This is a genomic window from Bradyrhizobium sp. USDA 3650, assembly GCF_054057395.1.
The window spans coordinates 942,186-963,185 of sequence record NZ_JBSRZG010000001.1 but is presented as its reverse complement, the minus strand read 5'-3'; the positions used below and the strand labels follow the sequence as shown (position 1 = coordinate 963,185).

General features: G+C 64.2%; 15 protein-coding genes and 3 pseudogenes. 7 read left to right on the top strand and 11 right to left on the bottom strand.

The features are described 5' to 3' along the window. Nucleotides 1-81: 81 nt before the first annotated feature. From ACVIN2_RS04745 to radA, 6 genes are all read right to left on the bottom strand, one after another. On the bottom strand, nt 82-1,308 hold the full coding sequence (locus ACVIN2_RS04745) for an ABC transporter substrate-binding protein (protein ID WP_456764680.1): 1,227 nt from the start codon (nt 1,306-1,308) through the stop codon (nt 82-84). Between the two features lie 170 nt (nt 1,309-1,478). Continuing rightward, nucleotides 1,479-2,627, bottom strand: a complete 1,149-nt coding sequence (locus tag ACVIN2_RS04740) for a hypothetical protein (RefSeq protein ID WP_456764679.1) — start codon at nt 2,625-2,627, stop codon at nt 1,479-1,481. A 78-nt stretch (nt 2,628-2,705) separates the two neighbouring features. Next, nucleotides 2,706-3,446: an SDR family NAD(P)-dependent oxidoreductase gene (locus ACVIN2_RS04735; protein WP_456764678.1), complete on the bottom strand. Its 741-nt coding sequence runs from the start codon at nt 3,444-3,446 to the stop codon at nt 2,706-2,708. Between the two features lie 163 nt (nt 3,447-3,609). Further along, nucleotides 3,610-5,115: an amidophosphoribosyltransferase gene (purF, locus tag ACVIN2_RS04730; protein WP_085352900.1), complete on the bottom strand. Its 1,506-nt coding sequence runs from the start codon at nt 5,113-5,115 to the stop codon at nt 3,610-3,612. 28 nt (nt 5,116-5,143) lie between these two features. Beyond that, nucleotides 5,144-5,773 carry a CvpA family protein gene (locus tag ACVIN2_RS04725; RefSeq protein ID WP_007592055.1) on the bottom strand — a complete coding sequence of 210 codons (630 nt, stop codon included), beginning with the start codon at nt 5,771-5,773 and terminating at the stop codon, nt 5,144-5,146. A 166-nt stretch (nt 5,774-5,939) separates the two neighbouring features. Next, entirely contained in the window at nt 5,940-7,385 is a 1,446-nt protein-coding gene (gene radA, locus ACVIN2_RS04720) for a DNA repair protein RadA (RefSeq protein WP_018459134.1), read from the bottom strand. 218 nt (nt 7,386-7,603) lie between these two features. Here radA and ACVIN2_RS04715 point away from each other — a divergent pair. Both ACVIN2_RS04715 and ACVIN2_RS04710 read left to right on the top strand, forming a co-directional pair. Further along, nucleotides 7,604-8,762, top strand: a pseudogene (locus ACVIN2_RS04715) (ABC transporter substrate-binding protein). Beyond that, on the top strand, nt 8,762-10,831 hold the full coding sequence (locus ACVIN2_RS04710; RefSeq protein WP_456764677.1) for a putative bifunctional diguanylate cyclase/phosphodiesterase: 2,070 nt from the start codon (nt 8,762-8,764) through the stop codon (nt 10,829-10,831). The pseudogene ACVIN2_RS04715 and the gene ACVIN2_RS04710 overlap by 1 nt, the downstream one beginning before the upstream one ends. A gap of 11 nt (nt 10,832-10,842) precedes the next feature. On the opposite strand, the gene ACVIN2_RS04705 is transcribed toward ACVIN2_RS04710, so the two are convergent. Next, on the bottom strand, nt 10,843-11,568 hold the full coding sequence (locus ACVIN2_RS04705; RefSeq protein WP_456764676.1) for a sulfite exporter TauE/SafE family protein: 726 nt from the start codon (nt 11,566-11,568) through the stop codon (nt 10,843-10,845). Nucleotides 11,569-11,757: 189 nt separating this feature from the next. On the opposite strand from ACVIN2_RS04705, the gene ACVIN2_RS04700 reads away from it, so the two are divergent. From ACVIN2_RS04700 to ACVIN2_RS04685, 4 genes are all read left to right on the top strand, one after another. Next, entirely contained in the window at nt 11,758-12,636 is an 879-nt protein-coding gene (locus tag ACVIN2_RS04700) for a L,D-transpeptidase (protein WP_456764675.1), read from the top strand. A gap of 120 nt (nt 12,637-12,756) precedes the next feature. Then, a complete protein-coding gene (locus tag ACVIN2_RS04695) occupies nt 12,757-13,452 on the top strand; it encodes an alpha/beta fold hydrolase (RefSeq protein ID WP_456764674.1) in 696 nt (231 codons plus the stop codon). Between the two features lie 308 nt (nt 13,453-13,760). After that, nucleotides 13,761-14,129 carry a GFA family protein gene (locus tag ACVIN2_RS04690; protein ID WP_456764673.1) on the top strand — a complete coding sequence of 123 codons (369 nt, stop codon included), beginning with the start codon at nt 13,761-13,763 and terminating at the stop codon, nt 14,127-14,129. Between the two features lie 97 nt (nt 14,130-14,226). After that, nucleotides 14,227-15,042: a DUF4886 domain-containing protein gene (locus ACVIN2_RS04685; RefSeq protein WP_456764672.1), complete on the top strand. Its 816-nt coding sequence runs from the start codon at nt 14,227-14,229 to the stop codon at nt 15,040-15,042. A gap of 1 nt (nt 15,043) precedes the next feature. On the opposite strand, the gene ACVIN2_RS04680 is transcribed toward ACVIN2_RS04685, so the two are convergent. Continuing rightward, a complete protein-coding gene (locus tag ACVIN2_RS04680; protein WP_456764671.1) occupies nt 15,044-15,814 on the bottom strand; it encodes an exodeoxyribonuclease III in 771 nt (256 codons plus the stop codon). A 40-nt stretch (nt 15,815-15,854) separates the two neighbouring features. On the opposite strand from ACVIN2_RS04680, the pseudogene ACVIN2_RS04675 reads away from it, so the two are divergent. Further along, nucleotides 15,855-16,072, top strand: a pseudogene (locus ACVIN2_RS04675) (hypothetical protein). A 12-nt stretch (nt 16,073-16,084) separates the two neighbouring features. Here the strand turns inward: ACVIN2_RS04675 and alr are convergent. The 3 genes and pseudogenes from alr to ACVIN2_RS04660 form a co-directional block, all read right to left on the bottom strand. Further along, nucleotides 16,085-17,366 (bottom strand): annotated as a pseudogene (gene alr / locus ACVIN2_RS04670) (alanine racemase). 51 nt (nt 17,367-17,417) lie between these two features. After that, complete coding sequence (locus ACVIN2_RS04665; protein WP_027569657.1) at nt 17,418-18,926, bottom strand: replicative DNA helicase; 1,509 nt, start codon at nt 18,924-18,926, stop codon at nt 17,418-17,420. Between the two features lie 756 nt (nt 18,927-19,682). Next, on the bottom strand, nt 19,683-20,933 hold the full coding sequence (locus ACVIN2_RS04660; RefSeq protein WP_456764670.1) for a class I SAM-dependent methyltransferase: 1,251 nt from the start codon (nt 20,931-20,933) through the stop codon (nt 19,683-19,685). Nucleotides 20,934-21,000 lie beyond the last annotated feature (67 nt).

The window sequence follows — 21,000 nt, the reverse complement described above, 5'->3', positions numbered from 1 at the left end:
GTCCGACGCGCGAGAAGAGGTGGGTTACGCCCTGCGGACTGCGCTTTGCGCAGCCGCAGAGCTAACCCACCCTACGACTTCTTACTTCTTCACCAGCGGGCACTCGCTGTCCTTGAGCGGCTTGGCCGCATCTTCCGCCGGGATGGTCGCGACCAGCTTGTAATAGTCCCACGGTCCCTTCGATTCTTCCGGCTTCTTCACCTCGAACAGGAAGGCCGGAATGATCCGGCGTCCGTCCTCGCGCAGCGGGCCCTTGCCGAATAGCGGATCGTCGGTCGGAAGCTCCTTCATCTTGGCGACGACCTTGGCGCCGTCATGCGGATTGCCGCCGAGGGCGTCCATCGCCTTCAGAAGATGCAGCACGGCAGCATAATTGCCGGCCTGCGTCATCGAGGGCATCGCCTTGTTGGCGACCTTGTCCTGGAAGCGCTTCGAGAAGGCGCGCGTGCCTTCGTTGAGATCCCAGTAGAAGGATTCTGTGAAGGTCAGGCCGTGCGCGGTCTTCAGACCGAGCGAGTGGACGTCGTTGATGAACAGCAACAGCGCGGCGAGCTTCTGGCCGCCTTCGACGATGCCGAACTCGGCCGCCTGCTTGATCGAGTTGGTGGTGTCACCGCCGGCATTGGCGAGACCGACGATCTTCGCCTTCGAGTTCTGCGCCTGCAGCAGGAAGGAGGAGAAATCCGACGTGTTGAGCGGATGCTTGACGCCGCCGAGCACCTTGCCGCCGTTCGCGGTGACGACCGCGCTGGTGTCACGCTCGAGCGCGGCACCGAAGGCGTAGTCGGCGGTCAGGAAGAACCAGCTGTCGCCGCCGGCCTTGGTCAGCGCCTTGCCGGTGCCGTTGGCGAGCATGTAGGTGTCGTAAGTATAGGAAATGGTGTTGGCGTTGCAGGCCTTGCCGGTGAGGTCGGCACTGGCGCCGCCATTGTTGAGCAGGACCGCATTCTTTTCCTTGACGACGTTGCTGACGGCCAGCGCCACGCCGGAGTTCGGAGTGTCGGCGATCACATCGACCTTCTGGGTGTCGATCCACTGCCGCGCGATGTTGACGCCAACGTCCGGCTTGTTCTGGTGGTCGCCGCTGATCACCTCGATCTTCCAGCCCTTGGCGCGAAGACCGGAATCTTCCACCGCCATGTTGACCGCCGCCACGGCGCCGGGGCCGCCGATGTCGGCATAGAGGCTGGACATGTCGTTGAGCACGCCGATCGTGACCGACTTGTCCTGAGCGAAGGCGGATGTGGCAAAACCGAAGGCGGCACAGGCCAGAAGGGCCGCGGAGCGGCGCGCGAACGTCGTCGTCATAAAAGATTTCCTCCATTGTCAAACATGCGGACGGCTCTCTTGAACGGAGCCCTGTTCCGGCTGATGGCTCTACCGTGTCCCACGGCCGGCGGCAATGCGCCTAAAGCCGGATGACGCTGCGTCGTAGCGTCATCCATCGGTTAACTTTTGAGGAAAAATGCGTCGAGACGCTATTTCAGCGCGTCCGATGTCAGCTTGAATTTCTGGATGCGCTTTCCGGTGTCGACCTCGGCGGTATAGACGTTACCCTTGGCGTCGATCGCCATGGCATGCACCCAGTGGAATTGTCCGGCATTGCGGCCGTTGTGCCCGAAGCTGCCGACCACGCCGCCGTCGTCTCGCCTGATCACCCTGATCTCGTTGTTCTCGCCGTCGGCGCTGAGGAGCCAGGTCTGCTTCGGATCGGGCCAGATCGCGATGTCCCACACCGCGCCGTTGCCGAGCGTGTTCTTCTCGAAGAAGAACTCCTTCACGAAGCTGCCGTCCGTCTTGAACACCTGGATGCGGTTGTTGATGCGGTCGCAGACGTAGACGAGCCCGTCATTGGCGAGCTTCACGCAGTGGACGGGATTGCCGAATTGCTGGGACACCGGCGCCTTGGGATCATACGCCGCCTGCTTGGTGTCGTCGGGCTTGTTGCCGTAGGCGCCCCAGTGCCGCTTGTAGGCGAGCGCGGTTGCGTCGAACACGATGACGCGGCGATTGCCGTAGCCGTCGGCGACGTAGATTTCGTTGGCGGCCTTGTCGATCGCGGTCTCGGCGGGCTTGCCGAGCTGCGTCGTGTCGTTGCTGCCGAGGCTCGGCGCGATCTTGCCGATCTGGGCGACGAACTTGCCGTCGAGCGTGAACTTCAGGATCGCGTTGTCGTTGTCGGCATTGCCGCCGACCCAGACGAAGCCGCGCTCGTCGACCTCGATGCCGTGCTCGCGGCCGACCCATTCATAGCCTTCGCCCGCGCCGCCCCACGATCGCAGCAGATTGCCGTCGCTGTCGAATTCGAGCACCGGCGGCGCCGACACGCAGCATTTCGAGCGCGGCGGGGTGAGGCTCGCGCCTTTCTCGTCGTCGGTGAGCGAGCGCGGCCGATGGATCACCCAGATGTGGCCTTGCCAGTCGACGGTGATGCCGCCGACCTGGCCGAGGATCCAGTTGTTCGGCAACGGCTTTGGCCAGGACGCATCGACCGCGAAGGTCGGGACATCGCCGGCGGTCGCCGCGCCCGGAAGCGCGAACGCGATGGCCGCGATCAGGGCGGAGAGGACGCGAGAGACATTTGCGAGCGCACGCTTAAAGCCTGCGCGGTTCCGCCATGGCGCCATGGCAACCTCCCTTTTTTGGCCTGCAGCTTGCTGCCGCTTGAGCGCGGGCAGTCAATCGCGGGGAGGCCGTCAAGTCAATCAGGCCGGCGAGCGGAAGCTCATCAGGCTGCGCGTTTTGTAGTCGTAGAACTTGCCGGTCTCGGTCCAATCAGGCGTGCACATCGGCACGATGAATTCAGCGACCTGCTCGGCTGTATCGAGCGTCGCCGGGTCTTCGCCCGGCATCAGCGTGGCGCGCATCCGGGTGCGGACGGGACCTGGATTGAACAGATTGACGCGCAGCTTGGTATTCGCAGTCTCCTGCGCCCAGGCGCGCGCCAGCGTCTCCAGCGCCGCCTTGGAGGCGGCGTAGGGGCTGACATAGGCGGTGGCCTTGTTGGCCGCGCCGGAAGTGATGAACACCGCGCGGCCGGCGTCGGACTGCTTCAGCAGCGGCTCCATGCAGCGGATCAGCTGGAAGTTCGCGGAGACGTTGACCGCCATCACGTCGGTGAAGGCCTTCAGCTCGATATGGCCGATCGGTGAGGAGGGGCCGAGCACGCCGGCATTGCCGACGAGGATGTCGAGCTTGCCGTAGCGCTCGTGCAGGCCGGCGCCGAGCCGCGCGATGCCGTCGGAATCGGTGAGGTTGAGCGGCACCAGCGTGGCGCTGCCGCCGTCCTTGCGGATCTCGTCGTCGAGCTCTTCCAGCCCGCCCTGCGTGCGCGCCACGGCGACGATATGCGCGCCGGCCTTGGCCAGCGCCTTGGCCGTGGCGAAGCCGATGCCGCGCGAGGCGCCGGTGACGAGAGCGATGCAATTGGCGAGGGGTTTTGTCATTGAAAGGTTCTATCCAGCGTCGTCCTGGCGAAAGCCAGGACCCATACGCCGTGACGGCGATGATTGGGTGAAGATGGTCAGGCCATCCTCTTCTAACCACACAGACCTGTGGTTATGGGTTCGGCCCCCGTGCGCAATTGCGCACTAGGCCGGGACGACGAGTTTAGCTCGCCTCCGCCAGCAGCGACAGCTGCCGCGGCTGCTGCTCGGTCTGGGTCTGGTCGGTGAGGTGGGTCGGATAGGCCCCGGTGAAGCAATGATCGGAGAATTTCGGATTGGCGGGGTCGCGGCCGGGCTCGCCCATGGCGCGGTACATGCCGTCGATCGACAGGAAAGCGAGCGAGTCGGCGCCGATGATCTCGCGCATCTCTTCCAGCGAATGTGTCGCCGCAAGAAGACCGCCGCGGTCCGGCAGATCGATACCGTAATAATCGGGATAGAGGATCGGCGGCGAGGCAAGACGGAAGTGCACTTCCTTGGCGCCGGCATCGCGCATCATGCGCACGATCTTCTTCGAGGTGGTGCCGCGCACCAGTGAATCGTCGATCAGGATGATGCGCTTGCCTTCGATCGCGGCGCGGTTGGCCGAATGCTTCATGCGCACGCCGGATTCGCGGATCGCCTGCGTCGGCTGGATGAAGGTGCGGCCGACATAGTGGTTTCGGATGATGCCGAGTTCGAACGGGATGCCGGAATGCTGGCTGTAGCCGACCGCGGCGGGCACGCCGGAATCCGGCACCGGCACCACGACGTCGACCGGCACGTGGCTCTCGCGCGCAAGCTGCGCACCGAAGGCCTTGCGCACCTCGTAGACCGAGCGGCCGTGGACGATGGAATCCGGACGGGAGAAGTAGATGTATTCGAAGATGCAGGGACGCGGCGCGATCGGCGGGAACGGCTTGTGGATGTCCTGCCCGCTCTCGTCGAACACGATGACCTCGCCGGGCTCGATGTCGCGGACGAAGCGCGCGCCGATGATGTCGAGGGCGCAGGTCTCGGAGGTCAGGATCGGGCAACCATCGAGCTCGCCGAGCACCAGCGGACGGATGCCGCGCGGGTCGCGCGCGCCGACCAGCTTCTTGTTGGTCAGCGAGACCAGCGCATAGGCGCCCTCGATCTCGCGCAACGCGTCGATATAACGTTCGATGAAGCGGCTGCGCCTGGAGCGCGCGACCAAATGCAGGATCACCTCGGTGTCGGTGGTCGACTGCATCATCGCGCCGTTCTTCACGAGCTCGCGGCGCAGCGTCAGGCCGTTGGTGAGGTTGCCGTTGTGGGCGACCGCAAGGCCGCCGGCATTCAGTTCGGCGAACAGCGGCTGCACGTTGCGCAGGATGGTCGCGCCGGTGGTGGAATAGCGGACATGTCCGACCGCCATGGTGCCGGGCAGGCGGTCGATCACCTCGCGGCGGGAGAAGGTGTCACCGACCAGGCCGAGGCGGCGTTCGGAATGAAAGCGACCGCCGTCATAGGAGACGATGCCGGCGGCTTCCTGGCCGCGGTGCTGAAGGGCGTGGAGGCCGAGCGCCGTGATGGCGGCGGCATCGGGGTGGCCGTAGATGCCGAAGACGCCGCATTCCTCCCGCAGCGTATCCCCCTCCAGATCGTCTTGAAGTTCCAGCGCGGCCGGGCCGAGATCAAGTAGGGCGTCCTGGTCAGGATTTCGCATCTCGTCCGAGCCTCTCGTTAGGGCCTAATCAACGCGCCGCGGGTTTCTCGATCAGCTTTTTAAGACTGTCACGAGCCGGTTTGCTGTATCCGTCGCCACTGCCCGAAGGCTGCTGCTCGGAATCAGTTTGCTCTTCATCTGGTTTGTTTTTCTTGAATCTCTTCAAGATGGTGTTCTCGGGGTCGTCAGGCAAGAGGGCCATCAGCCAATCCCCGGTTCCCTGCAGCACCACGCGGGATTTGGCCCCTGTGACCCAGTCCGGCCGCTGCTTGTCCGGCACCAGCCAGGTGAAGAACAGGAAGGCGACCACGACGATCAAAAGCCCGCGTGCCAGCCCGAACAGAAAGCCGAGCGTGCGGTCCAGTGCGCCGATTCGCGAATCCAGGATCATGTCGGAGATCCGGACCGTGATCACGGAGACCACGACCAGGGTGCCCACGAACACGCCGGCGACCACGACCACGCTCGCGACCGTATCGTTGTTGAAATAGGTCTTTGCGGTCGGCAGCAGCTTCGAGAATGAATAAAGGGTGACGATCGCCGCCGTGCCCCAGGCCGCGATCGACAGGATTTCGCGCATGAAGCCGCGAACCATGGCGAGCAGGCCCGAAATCAGCATCACACCGAGCAGGATCAGGTCGAGGATGGTTACTGGCATCGGCTGGTCTGGTCCGCTCGTACTTCAAGGTGCTCAGCGAATCGGTGTTTGGCCGCCGCCCCTAAGTGAGGGCCAGACGACGTTCCCGGCAAGGCCGCAACCACGCAATCCCATGCTGCTTTTGTGACGGCTGTATAGCGGCGAGGGCGGGGGACGTCACCACCGGCTAACCCTCTCCACGGCGGAATCTTGCCGGTGTGGCATTTTTCTCTGCCGGCGCGCTCGAGTCGCCCCGCCGGGACCCGCGGGCGGCGATCTCGGCGACCAGCGTGGTCAGGCTGTTGATCGCGTTCAGCGACAGTCCGGCATCGCCGCCGGCTTCGCCCCGGGCCGATTCGGGCAGCACGGCGCGCTGGAAGCCGAGTTTTGCCGCTTCTTTCAGCCGCGCAGGGGTTTGCGCCACCGGGCGCACCACACCGGACAGCGAGATCTCGCCGAAATAGACCGCGTCCGAGGGTAACTGCGCATTAACCAGCGAGGACACCAGCGCTGCCGCGGCGGCCAGATCGGCCGCCGGCTCGTGGATGCGCAGGCCGCCCGCGACGTTCAGATAGACATCGTGGCCGGACAGCTTGACCCCGCAATGCGCCTCCAACACCGCCAGCACCATCGACAGCCGGCTCGGATCCCAGCCGACCACGGCCCGGCGCGGGGTACCAAGCGAGGTCGGCGCCACCAGCGCCTGCAATTCGACCAGAACGGGCCTTGTGCCCTCGATGCCCGCGAAGACTGCGGTGCCGGGCGTGCCGAGATCACGCTCCGACAAAAACAGCTCGGAGGGGTTGGTGACTTCGCGCAGGCCAAGCCCGGTCATCTCGAACACGCCGATCTCGTCGGTCGGCCCGAAGCGGTTCTTCACGGCACGCAGGATGCGGAATTGCTGCGAGCCTTCGCCCTCGAACGACAGCACCGCATCGACCATGTGCTCGACCACGCGGGGACCGGCGATCTGTCCATCCTTGGTGACGTGGCCGACCAGGATGATGGCCGCGCCGGTCCTTTTGGCAAAACGAATCAGGGCCTGCGCCGAGGCGCGCACCTGCGTCACCGTGCCGGGCGCCGATTCCACCGTGTCGGTCCACATGGTCTGGATCGAATCGATCACGATCAGCCGCGGCACTGCGCCTTCAGACAGCGTCGAGACGATGTCTTCGACCGACGTCTCGGCGGCGAGCTGCACCGGCGCATCCGACAGCCCGAGCCGCTCCGCGCGCAACCGCACCTGTGCGACCGCCTCTTCGCCGGAGATGTAGACGACGCGGTGACCGGCGCGCGCGAGCAGGCTCGTGGCCTGCGTCAGCAGCGTCGACTTGCCGATGCCGGGATCGCCGCCGACCAGCAGCACCGAGCCGCGCACGAAGCCGCCGCCGGTGACGCGATCGAGCTCCGTCATGCCCGAGGACAGGCGCGGGGCGTCCTGGGTTTTCCCGGACAGGCTCTCCAGCGCGAACGTCCGCCCCTTGCGCTTGGAGCGGATCGACACCGGCACGCTGCCGGTCGTGTCCTCCTCCGCCAGCGTATTCCACTCGCCGCAGGACTCGCACTTGCCCTGCCAGCGGTTGTAGGCCGCGCCGCAGTTCTGGCAGACGAAGGAAAGTGTGTTCTTGGCCATGGGGACAGCGAGTCCGGGGACAGCGAGTCGGGGGTTTCAGGTTTGCTGATAGCACGGAATGACGGTCGAGAGAGCGAGCCCGGGTCCGCCCCGCATATCGCAATTCGGTACGCCGGATACACTCCTTGTTAGCTTTATGCCGCCGTTCCGGGCTGGACTTTGCCAAATGTTAGCGGACGCGGGTCCAGTTTCGGAACCGATACGGGATCGCGAAACGAATGACGGGATTTTTACGGATATTGCTCGCTGTGGGCATCACCTGCGGCGCTCTGATGCCGTCTGGCGGCGCTGTTGCGGCCGATGCGAAGCGTCTCAACGTCGTCTTCGTCAACCCGGGCAAGACCGCGCGAGGTCTATTGGGACATGGTTTCGCTGACCATGCAGGCGGCCGGCCGCAAGCTCGGCGCGCATGTCGAGGTGCTGACCAGCGAGCGCAATTACCGCACCATGCAGGAGCTCGGGTTCGGCGTGGTGGCACGCAGCGACAAGCCCGACTTTCTCATTCTCTCGAACGAGGAATCAGCCGCCGTCCCGATCATGGAGGCAGCCGAGGCCGCCGGGATCAGGACGCTGCTGCTCTCGAACACGCTGATCGGCGACGATGCGGCGCGTCTTGGACCGCCGCGTCAAAAGCTCAAGACCTGGCTCGGCGACATCACGACGGATCTTCAGACCGCGGGCGCGCGGATGGCCAATGCCCTGATCGAGGCGGCGCGTGCCGAGAAATGGCAGAGCCCGGACGGCAAGATCCACATTCTCGGCATCGGTGGCGACGAGATCACGCCGGCCTCGATCGCCCGCAATGCGGGTCTCAAGCTCGCGGTGGACGCCGCGCCCGACGTCGTGGTGGATCGGATCCTGTTCGCCAACTGGACCCAGTCGGAAGCCGAGCATGTCACCACGAATTATCTGAGCTGGGCCGCGCGCAAAGATATCCGGCCCGCAGGCATATGGGCCGGAAACGATCCGATGGCGCTGGGAGCGCTTCGCGCGGTGATCGCTGGCGGCCTCACGCCCGGGCGGAACATCCAATTGGTCGGCCTCAACTGGTCGGAGGATGCGCTGCGCGAGATCAAGGCGGGCCGCTTGCTTCTGACCGACGGCGGGCATTTCCTGCTCGGCGGCTGGTCGATCGTTCTGTTGCGCGACTACGCCGACGGCTGCGATTTCGCGGCCGTATCACCCCGCGTCGAGGTCAAGACGTCCGCGATCACGCGCGACAACCTCGCTGCGGTTGGCGACCTCATCACCACGCGCGCCTTCGACCGGATCGATTTCGCGCGTTTCAGGGCCAAGGCAGGGCGCTGCGGCCAGTACGACTTCTCCGTCGATGCGCTGATCTCGTCGCTGACTCCTGTGGAAGGTGCTGCCGACTGATGCGAAACGGCGACGACATGAACGATCCGGACCGCAAGCAGCAGGCGGCGCCGCCGCGCTTGCGCTCCGTCGTCCGTGCGATGATCTGGGCGACAGTACCTGTTCTGTTGCTGGTTCAATTGCTCGCCTCCGCCGGCGTCGAGGCCTCGAGCTTCTGGTCGCAGATCAGGCAGCTCGACGCGCGCATCGCCCGCGTCGCCGAGAGCCGCGCCGAGCTGATCGCCGAACCGCTCTGGAAGATGCGCTACGATCAGGTCACGAGCGTGCTCAACGAGATCATGCACGACGAGAGCATCGCCGCGGCGGCCGTTTACGACGATACCGGAATCGCGATTGCCCGCGTGGTGGCGCGCCCGGCGGGACAGGCGGTCGCGGAGATCTCGCGTCCGATCAACTACAGCAACGGCAACATGGCGGTCCAGGCCGGCCGCATCGCGATCGTATATTCGCAAGCGGCGCTCTACGCAGACACGGGCAGCCGGCTGGTGCTGCTGCTGGTCGTCGGCCTGTTGGCAACGTTTGCGACCCTGATCGCCATGCGGATCTCCGCCAACCTCTTCATCGGCAGGCCGCTGGCGGCGATGATGTCCGCGATCCAGCGCAGCAAGCAGGACGGCCGCGCCTATCCGGCGGAGGTCAAATCCTCGAACGAGTTCGGTCAGCTCGCGCATGCCTTCAACGCCATGCAGCACACGACGTCCGGTGCGCTCGACCGGCTCGGGCACATGGCCGCGCACGATCCGCTCACGGGGCTGCCCAATCGCCGTTCGCTCTCCGAGCACCTCGCGACCCTGAGTCAGGATGCCGGCTCACCGGACGCGCTGATTGCACTCTGCTTCATCGATCTCGACGACTTCAAGGGTATCAACGACACCTTTGGCCATGATTCCGGCGACAAGTTCCTGGTGCACATTTCCGAGCGCCTTCGTGGTGCGGTCGAACCGCAAGATTGGGTGGCTCGGCTCGGCGGCGATGAATTCGTCGTCATTCGACCCGAGGTCAGCAACGAGGAGACCGCGCAGAGGTTTTCGCGCCACTTGCTGGATGCGATTTCCGAGCCGATCCGGCTTCACGACAAGCAAGTCGTGCCGCGTGCCAGCATCGGCCTCGCCGTGCGCCGTGCCGGAGATCCAGAGCTTTCGCACCTGCCGGCGCTCGCCGACATCGCGCTCTACCATGCCAAGAGCAAGGCGCCCGGCACGGTCGCGGTGCTCGACGAAGCGCTTCAGCGCGACTATCGCCGCCGCCGGGAGCTCGAACTTGCCATTCCCACAGGCTTCGACGAGAGGCAATTCGAGGTCTGGTATCAAAGCCAGGTCGATCTCGAAAGCCACGACATCGTCGGCCTGGAAGCGCTGATCCGCTGGCGCCATCCGGAACATGGCGTGATCGGTCCGGGCGAATTCTTGCCGCTGATCGAGCGCAGCGGCAACAATGCGCGGCTGACGCGCTATGTGCTCACCGATGCCTGCCGCGCCCTGCAACATCTGGCTGCGGCCGGCAGGTCGCATATCCGGATCGCGATCAATCTGCCGCCGTCCGAGCTCGCCGACCATTCGTTCGCCGCCGAGCTGCGCGCGACCTGCGCGCGCTTCGACGTGGCGGCATCATTGCTGGAGCTCGAGATCACCGAGGGATCGCTGATCAACAACATGGCCAGCGCATCCGAGACACTGCACCGCCTGCGGCGCCTGGGTGCCACCATCGCGCTCGACGATTTCGGCACCGGCTACAGCTCGCTCGCCCATCTCAGGCGGTTTCCGCTGGACAAGGTCAAGATCGACAAGGCCTTCATCAGCGAGATCCCCTATAGTGCGGAAGACAAGGCGATTGTTGGCGTCATCGCATCGCTTGCCGGCACGCTGGGTCTCACTTTGGTGGCCGAAGGCATCGAGCGTGCCGAGCAGGCCCAGGCGATGCGCGAGATGGGCGTGAGGTTCGGGCAGGGCTTTTTCTATCATCGGCCGCAGCCACTCGAGGCCGTGTTGGTATGGCTCCAGGGACGGCCGGTCCACCAGAGCCGCGTCCTCGAGGATAGCCCGTCGATCGCGCCCGAATTTGCGGTCTGAGCGCAGCGCGGCTACGGCTGCGCCGCATTCCACAGCATGGAGAGGCCGGCCGCGATCATGATGGCGTCCATCACCACGCGGAACATCTTCGGCTTCAGGCGCAGCACGAAGCGTTTGGCGATGAAGGCGCCCGCCATCAACGACGATCCTGCGACCAGGCCTTTGACGAACACATCGCCGGTCAGCGCGCCGAACCGTTCGAAGGTCACGGATTTCGCGGCATAGAGCCCGAGCGAAGAAGCCGCTTCGGTCGCGAGGAAGGCGCCCCGGGACAAGCCGTAGAACAGGAACAGTGGGACGCTAAGCGGGCCGGTGGAGACGACGATGCCGGTGAGGTAACCAATGACGGCCCCGCCGATCGCCAGATGCCAGAGATTGGCCTTGAGGTCGTGCCGCGCCAGCCAGTGCCGCACCGGCACCATCGCGATCAGGAAGACCCCGATGGCGAGATCGACGGCGTGAGAGGGCAGGGCCAGCAGCGTCCGCGCGCCGAGCACGGCGGCCGGAATGCCTGTCACCGAATAAGCCGCGCAGGCCCGCCAGTCGACCTCGCGCCACCAGGCCAAGATTCGCGAGAAATTGGCCATGACGGCGGCCACCGCCATGATCGGCACCGCCTCCTTTGGCCCATAGGCATAGACAAGCACCGGCATCAGCATGATCGACGAGCCCGTGCCGACGATGCCGGAAATGGTGCCTGCGATGAGGCCGACGATGAGGACGAAGAGAAAAGCCAAAACGGTCTCCACGAATCGGGAGTTTAGCCGCGGCCAGGGGCGCAGGCGATCTGCGAGGCGAGGGAACCCGGTCTTGCCGAGAGTTCGGCGTTAACCATCGCCGACGGTTCCAGTCTGAGCGAAATCGCTTCGAAGTTTCTTAAATCTTACTGAGTACCTCTCGTGAGCATAGTGACCTGGGGGAAGAGTATGGCTAAGCGGTCCAAGCGCGGAAAGGCGGAGACGTTCGCAATCCCGATGGCCGCGAGAGTTGCAATTGGCGCCGTGGCCGTCGCCGCTTTGGGGTACGGTTTGCTGTCCCGACCGACGAACCTGCAACCGGCACGAAAGCCGTCCGCGCACGAAGCCCAAGCGTCGTCCACTCCGGTTTACGTCTCAACGCCGGTTCGTGCATCACCGTCAGCACCGGCTCCGACGCCGGCGCCGGCTCCGCTTCCGGCTCCTGCGCCTCTGGTCGAGCCACCCAAAGCGGCCGACGTTCCCGGAGCATTCGTGCGGCAGGTAGTCGACTACGCCAGCCGCCAGACGCCGGGCACCGTGATCATCGATACCAAGAACACATTCCTCTATCTCGTTCTGAACGACGCGCAGGCACTGCGCTACGGCATCGGTGTTGGCCGCGAAGGTTTCACGTGGTCCGGTGAGCAGACTGTGGCCCGTAAAGCAGAGTGGCCGGATTGGCATCCGCCTGCGGAGATGGTCTCGCGTCAGCCTTATCTGCCGCGGTTCATGGCAGGCGGTCCCGGCAACCCTCTTGGCGCTCGGGCGATGTATCTGGGCGACACCGAATATCGAATTCACGGCACCAACAAGCCCGATACGATCGGGAAGCGGGTCTCGTCCGGCTGTATCCGACTGACCAATGAGGACGTCGTTGACCTCTATGATCGCGTGAAAGTCGGCGCGAAAGTAATCGTGCTTCCAACAACCGTTGCCCGCCGAGCACCCCAGGGAGCGCCGGCCGACGCCGCTTTCCGATTACCGGACCCGGCATCGCCGTCGAACCGGTTCTCGGCAACTCACGCGCAGATGCCGTCATCTGGAGCGAAGATCGCCGAGGCCCAGTAACGCGTCCTCGGTCTTCATCCTGCAACTCAAGAACAAGCCTTCCCGTGCCATTTCGGAAGACGCGCCTTACCGCCTCACTATCCTGTCGCTCTTCAATTGTGATCAGGAAGGCAAGTTCCCATGAACGCCAAACCAACAATCGTTTTCTGCCACGGCATTTGGGCCGATGGCTCGTGCTTCAGTAAGGTCATTCCTGCGTTGCAGGCCGATGGACACGAGGTGATTGCCGTTCAATATGGTTTGGACTCTTACGAGGAAGATCTGGCGACGGTTAAGCGCACGCTCAATCGTGTCGGCAGCCCGGTCCTCCTCGTCGGTCATTCTTACGGCGGGGCAACGATTACAGGCGCAGGCACGGATGAGCGCGTGGTTGGGCTGGTGTACATTGCAGCCGTGGCTCCGGATGCCGGCGAAACCGTACAGGATCAGCTCGACAAATATCCGTCGGACATTTTCTCTCGCGTCGAGGTGGCGGATGGGCGTGCCTGGATGCTTCCGAGCGGCACCGAGTTCTTCGCAGGTGACCTTTCCGAGGCAGACCAGAAGCTGGTTTGGGCCACCCATTATGCGCCCGTCTACGATCTGTTCCAGCAGCAAAAGCTCAGCGCGGACAAGGTCGCGTGGAGATCGAAGCCAAGCTGGTACGTCCTCGCCACGAAAGACCACACTGTGCATCCCGATCTGCAACGTTGGGTCTCGAAGCGCATGGGAGCGACAGTGACCGAGGTCGCGAGCAGTCACGTGCCAATGCTGTCCCAGCCTGACGTGGTGATCGACGTCATACGCAAGGCCGTGGCCGCCGTTCAAAAAGGCTGATCGCAGTCCACTGCGCTGAAGGCGAAGGAGAGGTCGTTCGCGGGCGATCTCTCCTCTTCACTGTCTGGTGGGCGACGACTGCTTCCGGAGGCAACCCGCCGGTGTTTTGCCCGTTTCGCAGCATGCGTAACCCATTGATTCGCCAGGGGTCGGCTACTGTGCATGGGGTTGTTTTTCATGTTTTTGTTGAGTTGGCGCGGCAAGTCGGGGCTCGCAGCACATAGGTCAGGTCCGGCTGCGCGCTGCTGACAGCATGTTGGCAGCAGGGTCCGGCTACGACCATCTCCTGACAAAACGGAGAGTGGGTCATGCGGGTCGAGGGAAGCTGTCATTGCGGTGAGACGGTGTTCGAGGTGACGGAGCCGCCCGCGAGCGTGACCCGTTGCACCTGCTCGCTCTGCGCCAAGCGCGGCGCGTTGTGGGCCTATTACACACCGGCGCAGTTTCGGCTGCTGTCGCCCGCGGAGAACGTCGCGACCTATCTCTGGGGCAGCCGCACCGTCAAACACCATTTCTGCGCAAGCTGCGGTTGCGGTACCTATTCGGAGTCGCCGGACTGGTCGACCGGCAAGCCCGATTTCGACAATCCCAGGGTCGGCGTCAACGCGCGCCTGTTCGACGAGTTCGATCTCGAGGCCGTGCCGGTGACCATGATCGACGGCAAGAATCTGTGGTGAGCATGCGCTCTCACGCATGTCTGCTGCTCGTCCGTGCTCTTGAGGCACTCTTGAAAAGCTGATCTGTTTCCGCCCGACAGAAAAGGGGAGGTAGCCGATGATGCGTCTTTTCGCGCGAGTCATGCTCGCGATGTGTCTGGCCGTTGTAGCCGGCTTCAATGCGCAGGCGCAGACCAAGCCCAAGGTCACGACATCAGGACCGGATTTCCCCAAGGCCGCGCTGTTCGTCGGCAACAGCTTCTTCTACTACAACAACGGCATGCCCGGGCATCTCTCCTTCATGGAGCGGGCTGCGTATCCCGAAAACAAGGCGGCCTATCGCAACACCATGGCAACGATCGGCGGCTCCGGCCTCGATTGGCACGACATGGACAATCTGCTGCGGCCGGGCGGCCTCGGCGCCTATTCGTTCGACGAGCAGAACAACGTCGTCTTCAACAAGCCGGGCAGGCAGTACGACGCCGTCGTGATGATGGATTGCAGCCAGTGCCCGATCCATCCGCAGTTGAAGGACGCGTTCGCGACCTTCGTGAAGAAGGACGGCGAGATTGTCCGCACGCATGGCATGCGGCCGGTCCTGTTCATGTCCTGGGCTTACGCCGACAAGCCTGAGATGACGGAAGCGTTGGCCGAGGCCTACACGATTGCAGGCAATGCCAATGATGCGCTGGTGATTCCCGCAGGTCTTGCCTTCGCGCGCGTGCGCAAGCTGCAGCCCGAGCTCAATCTGTATGCGCCGGACAAGCGGCACCCGAGCCCCGCAGGCACGTATCTGGCGACCTGCGTGACGTTCGCCGCGCTGACGGGCCGCTCGCCGGTCGGCAATTCCTACACGATGGGATTGGACGCACCGACGGTGGAGCTGCTGCAGAAAGCAGCGTGGGACACGGTGCAGGAATATTACGGGCGCTGACCTAGCGCAGCACGACCCAGGCCGGTGCGTGATCGCTCGCGCCTTCCTCGCCGCGAACCCCCTTGTCCACGCCGGCTTTTGCCAGGCGTGAGGCGAGGGCAGGGCTGAGCAGGAGATGATCGAGCCGCAGGCCCGCATCGCGCGGCCAGCGGTTTCGCTTGTAATCCCAGAAGGTGTAGATGCGCTTCTCCGGGTGCAGTTCGCGGATCGCGTCGCACCAGCCTTGTGCCACCAGCGAGGCAAAGGCCGCACGGCTCTTCGGCTGGATCAAGGCATCCTTGTCCCACGAGCGCGTCGGATAGATGTCGATCTCATCAGGGGCAACGTTGTAGTCGCCGGCGAGCACCACGGGCAGCTCCTGCTTGATCAACGTTTTGGCATGACGCTTGAGCCGCGCGAACCAGTCGAGCTTGTAGTCGAATTTCGGTCCCGGCTGCGGATTGCCGTTCGGCAGGTAGATGCTGGTGACGATGACACCGCGTACCGCGGCCTCGATGTAGCGGGCTTCGTGATCGGCAGGCTTTCCCGGCAAGCGATCGCGGGTAAGAACGGGCTCGGCATTGCGGGCCAGGATGGCGACGCCGTTCCAGGTCTTCTGTCCACACCACACTGCGCCGTAACCGGCCTTTTCGATCGCGGCCGCCGGAAATTCGCCATCACTTGCCTTCAATTCCTGAAGTGCGACGACGTCGGGCTTCGCCGTTCGCATCCATGCCAACAGATTGGGCAGGCGGCGATTGATGTTGTTGATGTTGAACGTCGCGATCTTCATGTAGAGCTACCGGCTCCTGCCTTCCGTTACCGGAGAAACAATGTCCAAGTTGAGCTTTGCCGTTATCGCCGTCGCCGTTGCGTTCTCCGGGGTCGCCTCGGCACATCATCCGATCCGCGCGGCGCGTGCAAGGCGGACTACGACAAATTCTGCGCCGGCCTTGCGCCGGGCGGCGGCATCGTCGCGTGCCTCAACGCCAAGCGCGATCAGCTCAGCGCGACCTGCAGGACGGCGCTGGACAGCAGGAAGAAGAAGTAAGCGGCGCGCTGCTCAGCCCGGCAGCGGCGGCGGGCTTGCGGGCGGCTCGATCGGCGGCGGAGCGGGCGTCTGCTGCTCGACCGCCTGTGCGGGCGCCGGCTTGGCCAGCGGCTCCACTACATTCCCGCCCTTGTAGATGCGGGCGTAGCGGCGGCCGAGGCTGGTCAGCACCTCGTAGCCGATCGTTCCGAAATGATGCGCGAGCTCGTCGACGGTGATGCCCTCGCCGAGCAGCGTCACCATGTGGCCGCGCCGCGCCGCGTTCGGCGGCAGATCGGTGATGTCGATCGCGATCAGATCCATCGAGACGCGGCCGGCCACCGGACAGCGCTTGCCGGCGACGATGACCTCGGCACCGCGGGTGCCGTCGTTGGAGCTTGCGGCGCGGAAATAGCCGTCGGCATAACCGACCGCGATGATCGCGAGTTTCGTCGGCCGCCGTGCGGTCCAGGTGCCGCCATAGCCGACGCTCTCGCCGCGCTCGATATTGCGGATCTGCACGATGCGGGCCTTGAGATCGACAACCGGCTGCATCGGATTGTCGGCCTCCGGCGTCGGGTTGACGCCGTAGAGCGCGGCGCCCGGCCGCACCATGTCGAACTGGAAGGGCGCGCCGAGGAAGACGCCGGACGAATTGGCGAGTGCCGCCGGCACGCCCGGAGAATTCGCTGGCGATGCCGCGGAAGGCCGCGAGTTGCTTGGCGTTCACCGGGTTGTTGAGCTGCTCGGCCGAAACCAGATGGCTCATCACCAGCGTGATGCCGTGATCGCCGGCGTTGATGCGGGGGATGATGGCCTGTGCTTCCCCAAGCGTCAGGCCGAGCCGATTCATGCCGGTGTCGATGTGGATGGCGGCGCCACCGGTCCAGCCGGTGCGGCGGCAGAACACGTCCCATTCGGCGAGCTCGTTGAGATCGCCGATCACGGGGCGGCAGTTGATCTGGGCGTAGTGCTCGCCGGTGTTCTGGAAATAGCCGCCGAGCACGTAGATCGCAGGCTCCGGCACCGCCGCGCGCACCTTGCGCGCTTCCTCGATGGTGGCGACGAAGAAGGTCTTGCAGCCGGCCTTGTTCAGGGCACGCGCGACCTGCTCGGCGCCGCAGCCATAGGCATCGGCCTTGATCACCGCCGAGCATTCGGCCGGCACCGCCGTCTTCTCGAGCTTGCGCCAGTTGGCGATGATGGCGTCGAGATCGACCGTGAGCACGCCGCCGAAGGCAGCGAGCGCGGCAGCCTGATTGGCCTCCGCGGAGAGAAGGCCGGATTGCGGGATGATTTTCGGGTCGGACGCCATTGTCATGGCGCCGTTTTACGCAAGAGGCCGGTCGGGTTCAACCCAGGGAACTCAGTAGTCGTTGCCGCTGCGGTCCGGCACCTGGCTGTCCGGCGCAAGATCGCCGAACCGTGTGATCGACGCTTCGAAGGCCACATCGACGGTGCCGGTCGGGCCGTGGCGCTGCTTGCCGATGATGACTTCGGCCTTGCCATGCGCAAGATCCATGTCCAGGCGCCATTTTTCGTGCTCGGGCGTGCCCGGGCGCGGCTCCTTGTTTCCGAGGTAATATTCCTCGCGGTAGACGAACAGCACGACGTCGGCGTCCTGCTCGATCGAGCCGGATTCGCGCAAATCCGACAGCTGCGGCCGTTTGTCGTCGCGCGACTCGACTTGGCGCGAGAGCTGCGAGAGCGCAATCACGGGCACGCTCAGTTCCTTGGCGAGCGCCTTCAGACTGGTCGTGATCTCGGTGATTTCCTGCACGCGGTTTTCGCTCCGCTTGCCCGAACCCGACAAGAGCTGGATGTAGTCGATGACGATGAGGTCGAGGCCCTTCTGCCGCTTCAGCCGGCGGGCGCGCGCCATGAGCTGGGCAATCGAGAGACCGCCGGTCTCGTCGACATAGAAGGGCAGCGATTGCAGCTCGATCGAGACCTCGCGGATCTTCTCGAAATCGGCCTCCGAGATGCCGCCGCGGCGGATCGAGGAGGAAGGGATGCCGGTGCGCTCGGCCACGATACGCGTGGCGAGCTGGTCGGCCGACATTTCGCAGGAGAAGAAGCCGATGACGCCGCCATGGGCGGCCTTCATGGTGCCGTCGGCTTGGAGTTCTGGAACGTAGGCCCGGGCGACGTTGTAGGCGATGTTGGTTGCAAGCGAGGTCTTGCCCATGCCGGGGCGGCCGGCGACGATGATGAGGTCGGAGTGCTGCAACCCGCCCATCTTGGTGTCGAGGTCGCGCAGGCCGGTCGAGATGCCCGACAGCTTTCCGTCGCGCTGGAACGCTTTCGCGGCCAGATCGACCGCAAGCGTCAGCGCCTGCGAGAATTTCTGGAAGCCGCCGTCATAGCGGCCGGATTCGGCGAGTTCGTAGAGGCGGCGCTCGGCGTCCTCGATCTGCGCCCGCGGCGCGAAGTCGACCGGGGCGTCATAGGCGACATTGACCATGTCCTCGCCGATGCCGATCAGGTCGCGTCGCAATGCCAGATCGTAGATGGTGCGCCCATAATCCTGCGCATTGATGATGGTGGTCGCTTCGGCGGCGAGGCGCGCCAGATACTGCCCGATGGTCATGCCGCCAATGTCGGTGTCGGCGGGCAGGAAGGTCTTCAGCGTGACGGGCGTCGCGATCTTGCCCATCCGGATCAGGCTCGAGGCGGTCTCGAAGATGGTCTGGTGCAACGGCTCGAAATAGTGCTTGGGCTCCAGGAAATCGGAGACGCGGTAAAATGCGTCGTTGTTGACCAGGATCGCGCCCAGCAGGCTCTGTTCCGCCTCGATATTATGCGGCGCGCTACGATAAGCGGGAGTTCCGGCTTCGGGCGCGAGTTTGAGAACGTTCGAATCAGTGAGGGCCATGGTCGAGCGATAGCAATTTTCTGGGGCGGATGCGGGGCCGGGATAAAGCGCCGCCTCAGACCAAAGCGGAAGCAAAAGCTCGCCGCTATCAACCGATCATTAAAATGGTGGATGATTGGCCGCCGCAGCCCGCGCCGCGCTTGACGGATTTTCCTGGAACCAGGTCGCGACCTGAAAGCCGTCGCTACCGCGCCACGGAAAACGCTCGTTGAAGTGAACCTAATGGGTTGGCGGGCCGACGTATCGAGACGCGCGCGAAATGACGCACGCTGGGCGCTTTCGGGTTGGTTCAGACCAGCAGGAGGTAAACCAGTGCAACCAGAGCCGCCCCGACGCCGGTAGCGATCAGGGCGTAATCGGTGCGGAGGTCGTCCTGCACGTCGAATGAGGTTTGGGTCTCTTTGCTCATGGCGACGGTCTAAGCCAGGGCCGACGAGACTTATGTGAAGCAGATCACATCTCCCCGGATTCTTTCGGGGGTACAGCCGGAACAGGCAAGCGGGCGGGAGGTTGTCTCCGACCTGCCACCAGGGAACGAGGCAAGCGATGCGGCCAGAACGGCAGCCCCGGAATTGGCAAAGCGAAGCAGGCAGCCGACTTTGGCTGTCGGGGCTGATCGCGGCCATGGAGCACCCTGCGAGGCCGGAAGTGCGTCGGGAGCCGGTCGCCCCCGAAATCCTGAAGGCACTGCGGATGCAATTGGCCTTAACGGCCTCTTTCCGGTCCGCTCCGATTTCGACCCTGCGCCACTAAGACTTATTCACCAGCCAGCTTCAGCCTCGGCTTGGCGCCGGCCTCGACGGCCCGCAGCCGGGCTTCTTCACGCGCGATGTAGTTGCGTGTCATCGGCACGACGCCCTGACGCCGGGTGAGTTGAATTTGGAAGTTCATCATATCCTGCTTGCGGAACGTCATCTCGCTGGCTGCCAGATAAAATTCCCACATCAGCGCGAAGCGCTCGTCATATAGCTGCACGGCTTCTTCGCGTCGCGCCATGAAGCGCTCGCGCCATGCCTTCAGCGTTTCGGCGTAATGCAGGCGCAGTATCTCGATGTCGCAGATCAGCAGGCCGGCCCGCTCGATCGCCGGCAGCACCTCCGAAAGAGCAGGGATGTAGCCGCCGGGAAATATGTATTTGGCGATCCACGGATTGGTGGAGTCCGGGCCCTGCGAACGACCGATCGAGTGCAGCAACATGACGCCGTCCTTGTCCAGCAGTTCGGCGCAGCGCTGGAAGTAGGTGTCGTAGAAGCGCGCGCCGACATGCTCCAGCATGCCGACTGAGACGATGCGGTCGAACGGGCCGGCGATGTCGCGATAGTCCTGAAGCAGGAATTTGGCCGATCTGGTCAGGCCCTTTTCGGCTGCGCGCGTATTGGCGATCTGCAACTGCTCGGTCGACAGCGTTATGCCGGTGACGTCAGCACCTGCGATCTCGGCGAGATAGAGCCCAAGTCCACCCCAGCCCGAGCCGATGTCGAGCACGCGCTGGCCGCTCTTGACGAGCAGCTTTGCGGCGACGTGCCGTTTCTTGGCGAGCTGCGCATCGTCGAGCGTGCTCTCCGGCGTCTCGAAATAGGCGCAGCTGTATTGCTTGTCGGCGTCGAGGAAGAGCGAATAGAGCCTTGCATCGAGATCGTAATGGTGTGCGACGTTGCTGCGGGAGCGCGGGCGCGGATTGAACTGCTTCAGGTGCCGCACCAGATAGCGCAGGTGCCACCAGGGTTTTGCCCAGTGCGGCAATAGGTCGGGCTGATCGAGCAGGATCGCGAGGGCATCAGCTATGGTGCCGCGCTCGACGACGAACTCGCCGTCCATGTAGGCCTCGCCAAGCCCGAGTTCGGGATTGACGAGGATCTTCCGCTCTGCGTCCGCGGTGACGAAGCGGACTGCGACCGGTTTGCCCGAGCCGTCGCCGACGGTGAACTTCGAGCCCTTCGCCGTGGTCACCGTCATCGACCCGCGGCGGATGAATTGAGACAGGAATTGACGCAACAATCGATCCATCGGCACCCATCCTCTCGAGCGGACCCGAAGAGATGCGACCAACCCGGCCTTTCACACCCTACGCCCG

Excerpts from the sequence above, each read along its gene's own strand:
- ACVIN2_RS04710 (WP_456764677.1), top strand. The coding sequence starts at position 8,762 with ATGCGAAACGGCGACGACATGAACGATCCGGACCGCAAGCAGCAGGCG.
- ACVIN2_RS04665 (WP_027569657.1), bottom strand. The coding sequence starts at position 18,926 with ATGGCCCTCACTGATTCGAACGTTCTCAAACTCGCGCCCGAAGCCGGA.
- ACVIN2_RS04735 (WP_456764678.1), bottom strand. The coding sequence starts at position 3,446 with ATGACAAAACCCCTCGCCAATTGCATCGCTCTCGTCACCGGCGCCTCG.
- ACVIN2_RS04685 (WP_456764672.1), top strand. The coding sequence starts at position 14,227 with ATGATGCGTCTTTTCGCGCGAGTCATGCTCGCGATGTGTCTGGCCGTT.
- ACVIN2_RS04690 (WP_456764673.1), top strand. The coding sequence starts at position 13,761 with ATGCGGGTCGAGGGAAGCTGTCATTGCGGTGAGACGGTGTTCGAGGTG.
- ACVIN2_RS04725 (WP_007592055.1), bottom strand. The coding sequence starts at position 5,773 with ATGCCAGTAACCATCCTCGACCTGATCCTGCTCGGTGTGATGCTGATT.
- ACVIN2_RS04680 (WP_456764671.1), bottom strand. The coding sequence starts at position 15,814 with ATGAAGATCGCGACGTTCAACATCAACAACATCAATCGCCGCCTGCCC.
- ACVIN2_RS04740 (WP_456764679.1), bottom strand. The coding sequence starts at position 2,627 with ATGGCGCCATGGCGGAACCGCGCAGGCTTTAAGCGTGCGCTCGCAAAT.
- ACVIN2_RS04745 (WP_456764680.1), bottom strand. The coding sequence starts at position 1,308 with ATGACGACGACGTTCGCGCGCCGCTCCGCGGCCCTTCTGGCCTGTGCC.
- radA (WP_018459134.1), bottom strand. The coding sequence starts at position 7,385 with ATGGCCAAGAACACACTTTCCTTCGTCTGCCAGAACTGCGGCGCGGCC.
- ACVIN2_RS04700 (WP_456764675.1), top strand. The coding sequence starts at position 11,758 with ATGGCTAAGCGGTCCAAGCGCGGAAAGGCGGAGACGTTCGCAATCCCG.
- ACVIN2_RS04660 (WP_456764670.1), bottom strand. The coding sequence starts at position 20,933 with ATGGATCGATTGTTGCGTCAATTCCTGTCTCAATTCATCCGCCGCGGG.
- ACVIN2_RS04695 (WP_456764674.1), top strand. The coding sequence starts at position 12,757 with ATGAACGCCAAACCAACAATCGTTTTCTGCCACGGCATTTGGGCCGAT.
- purF (WP_085352900.1), bottom strand. The coding sequence starts at position 5,115 with ATGCGAAATCCTGACCAGGACGCCCTACTTGATCTCGGCCCGGCCGCG.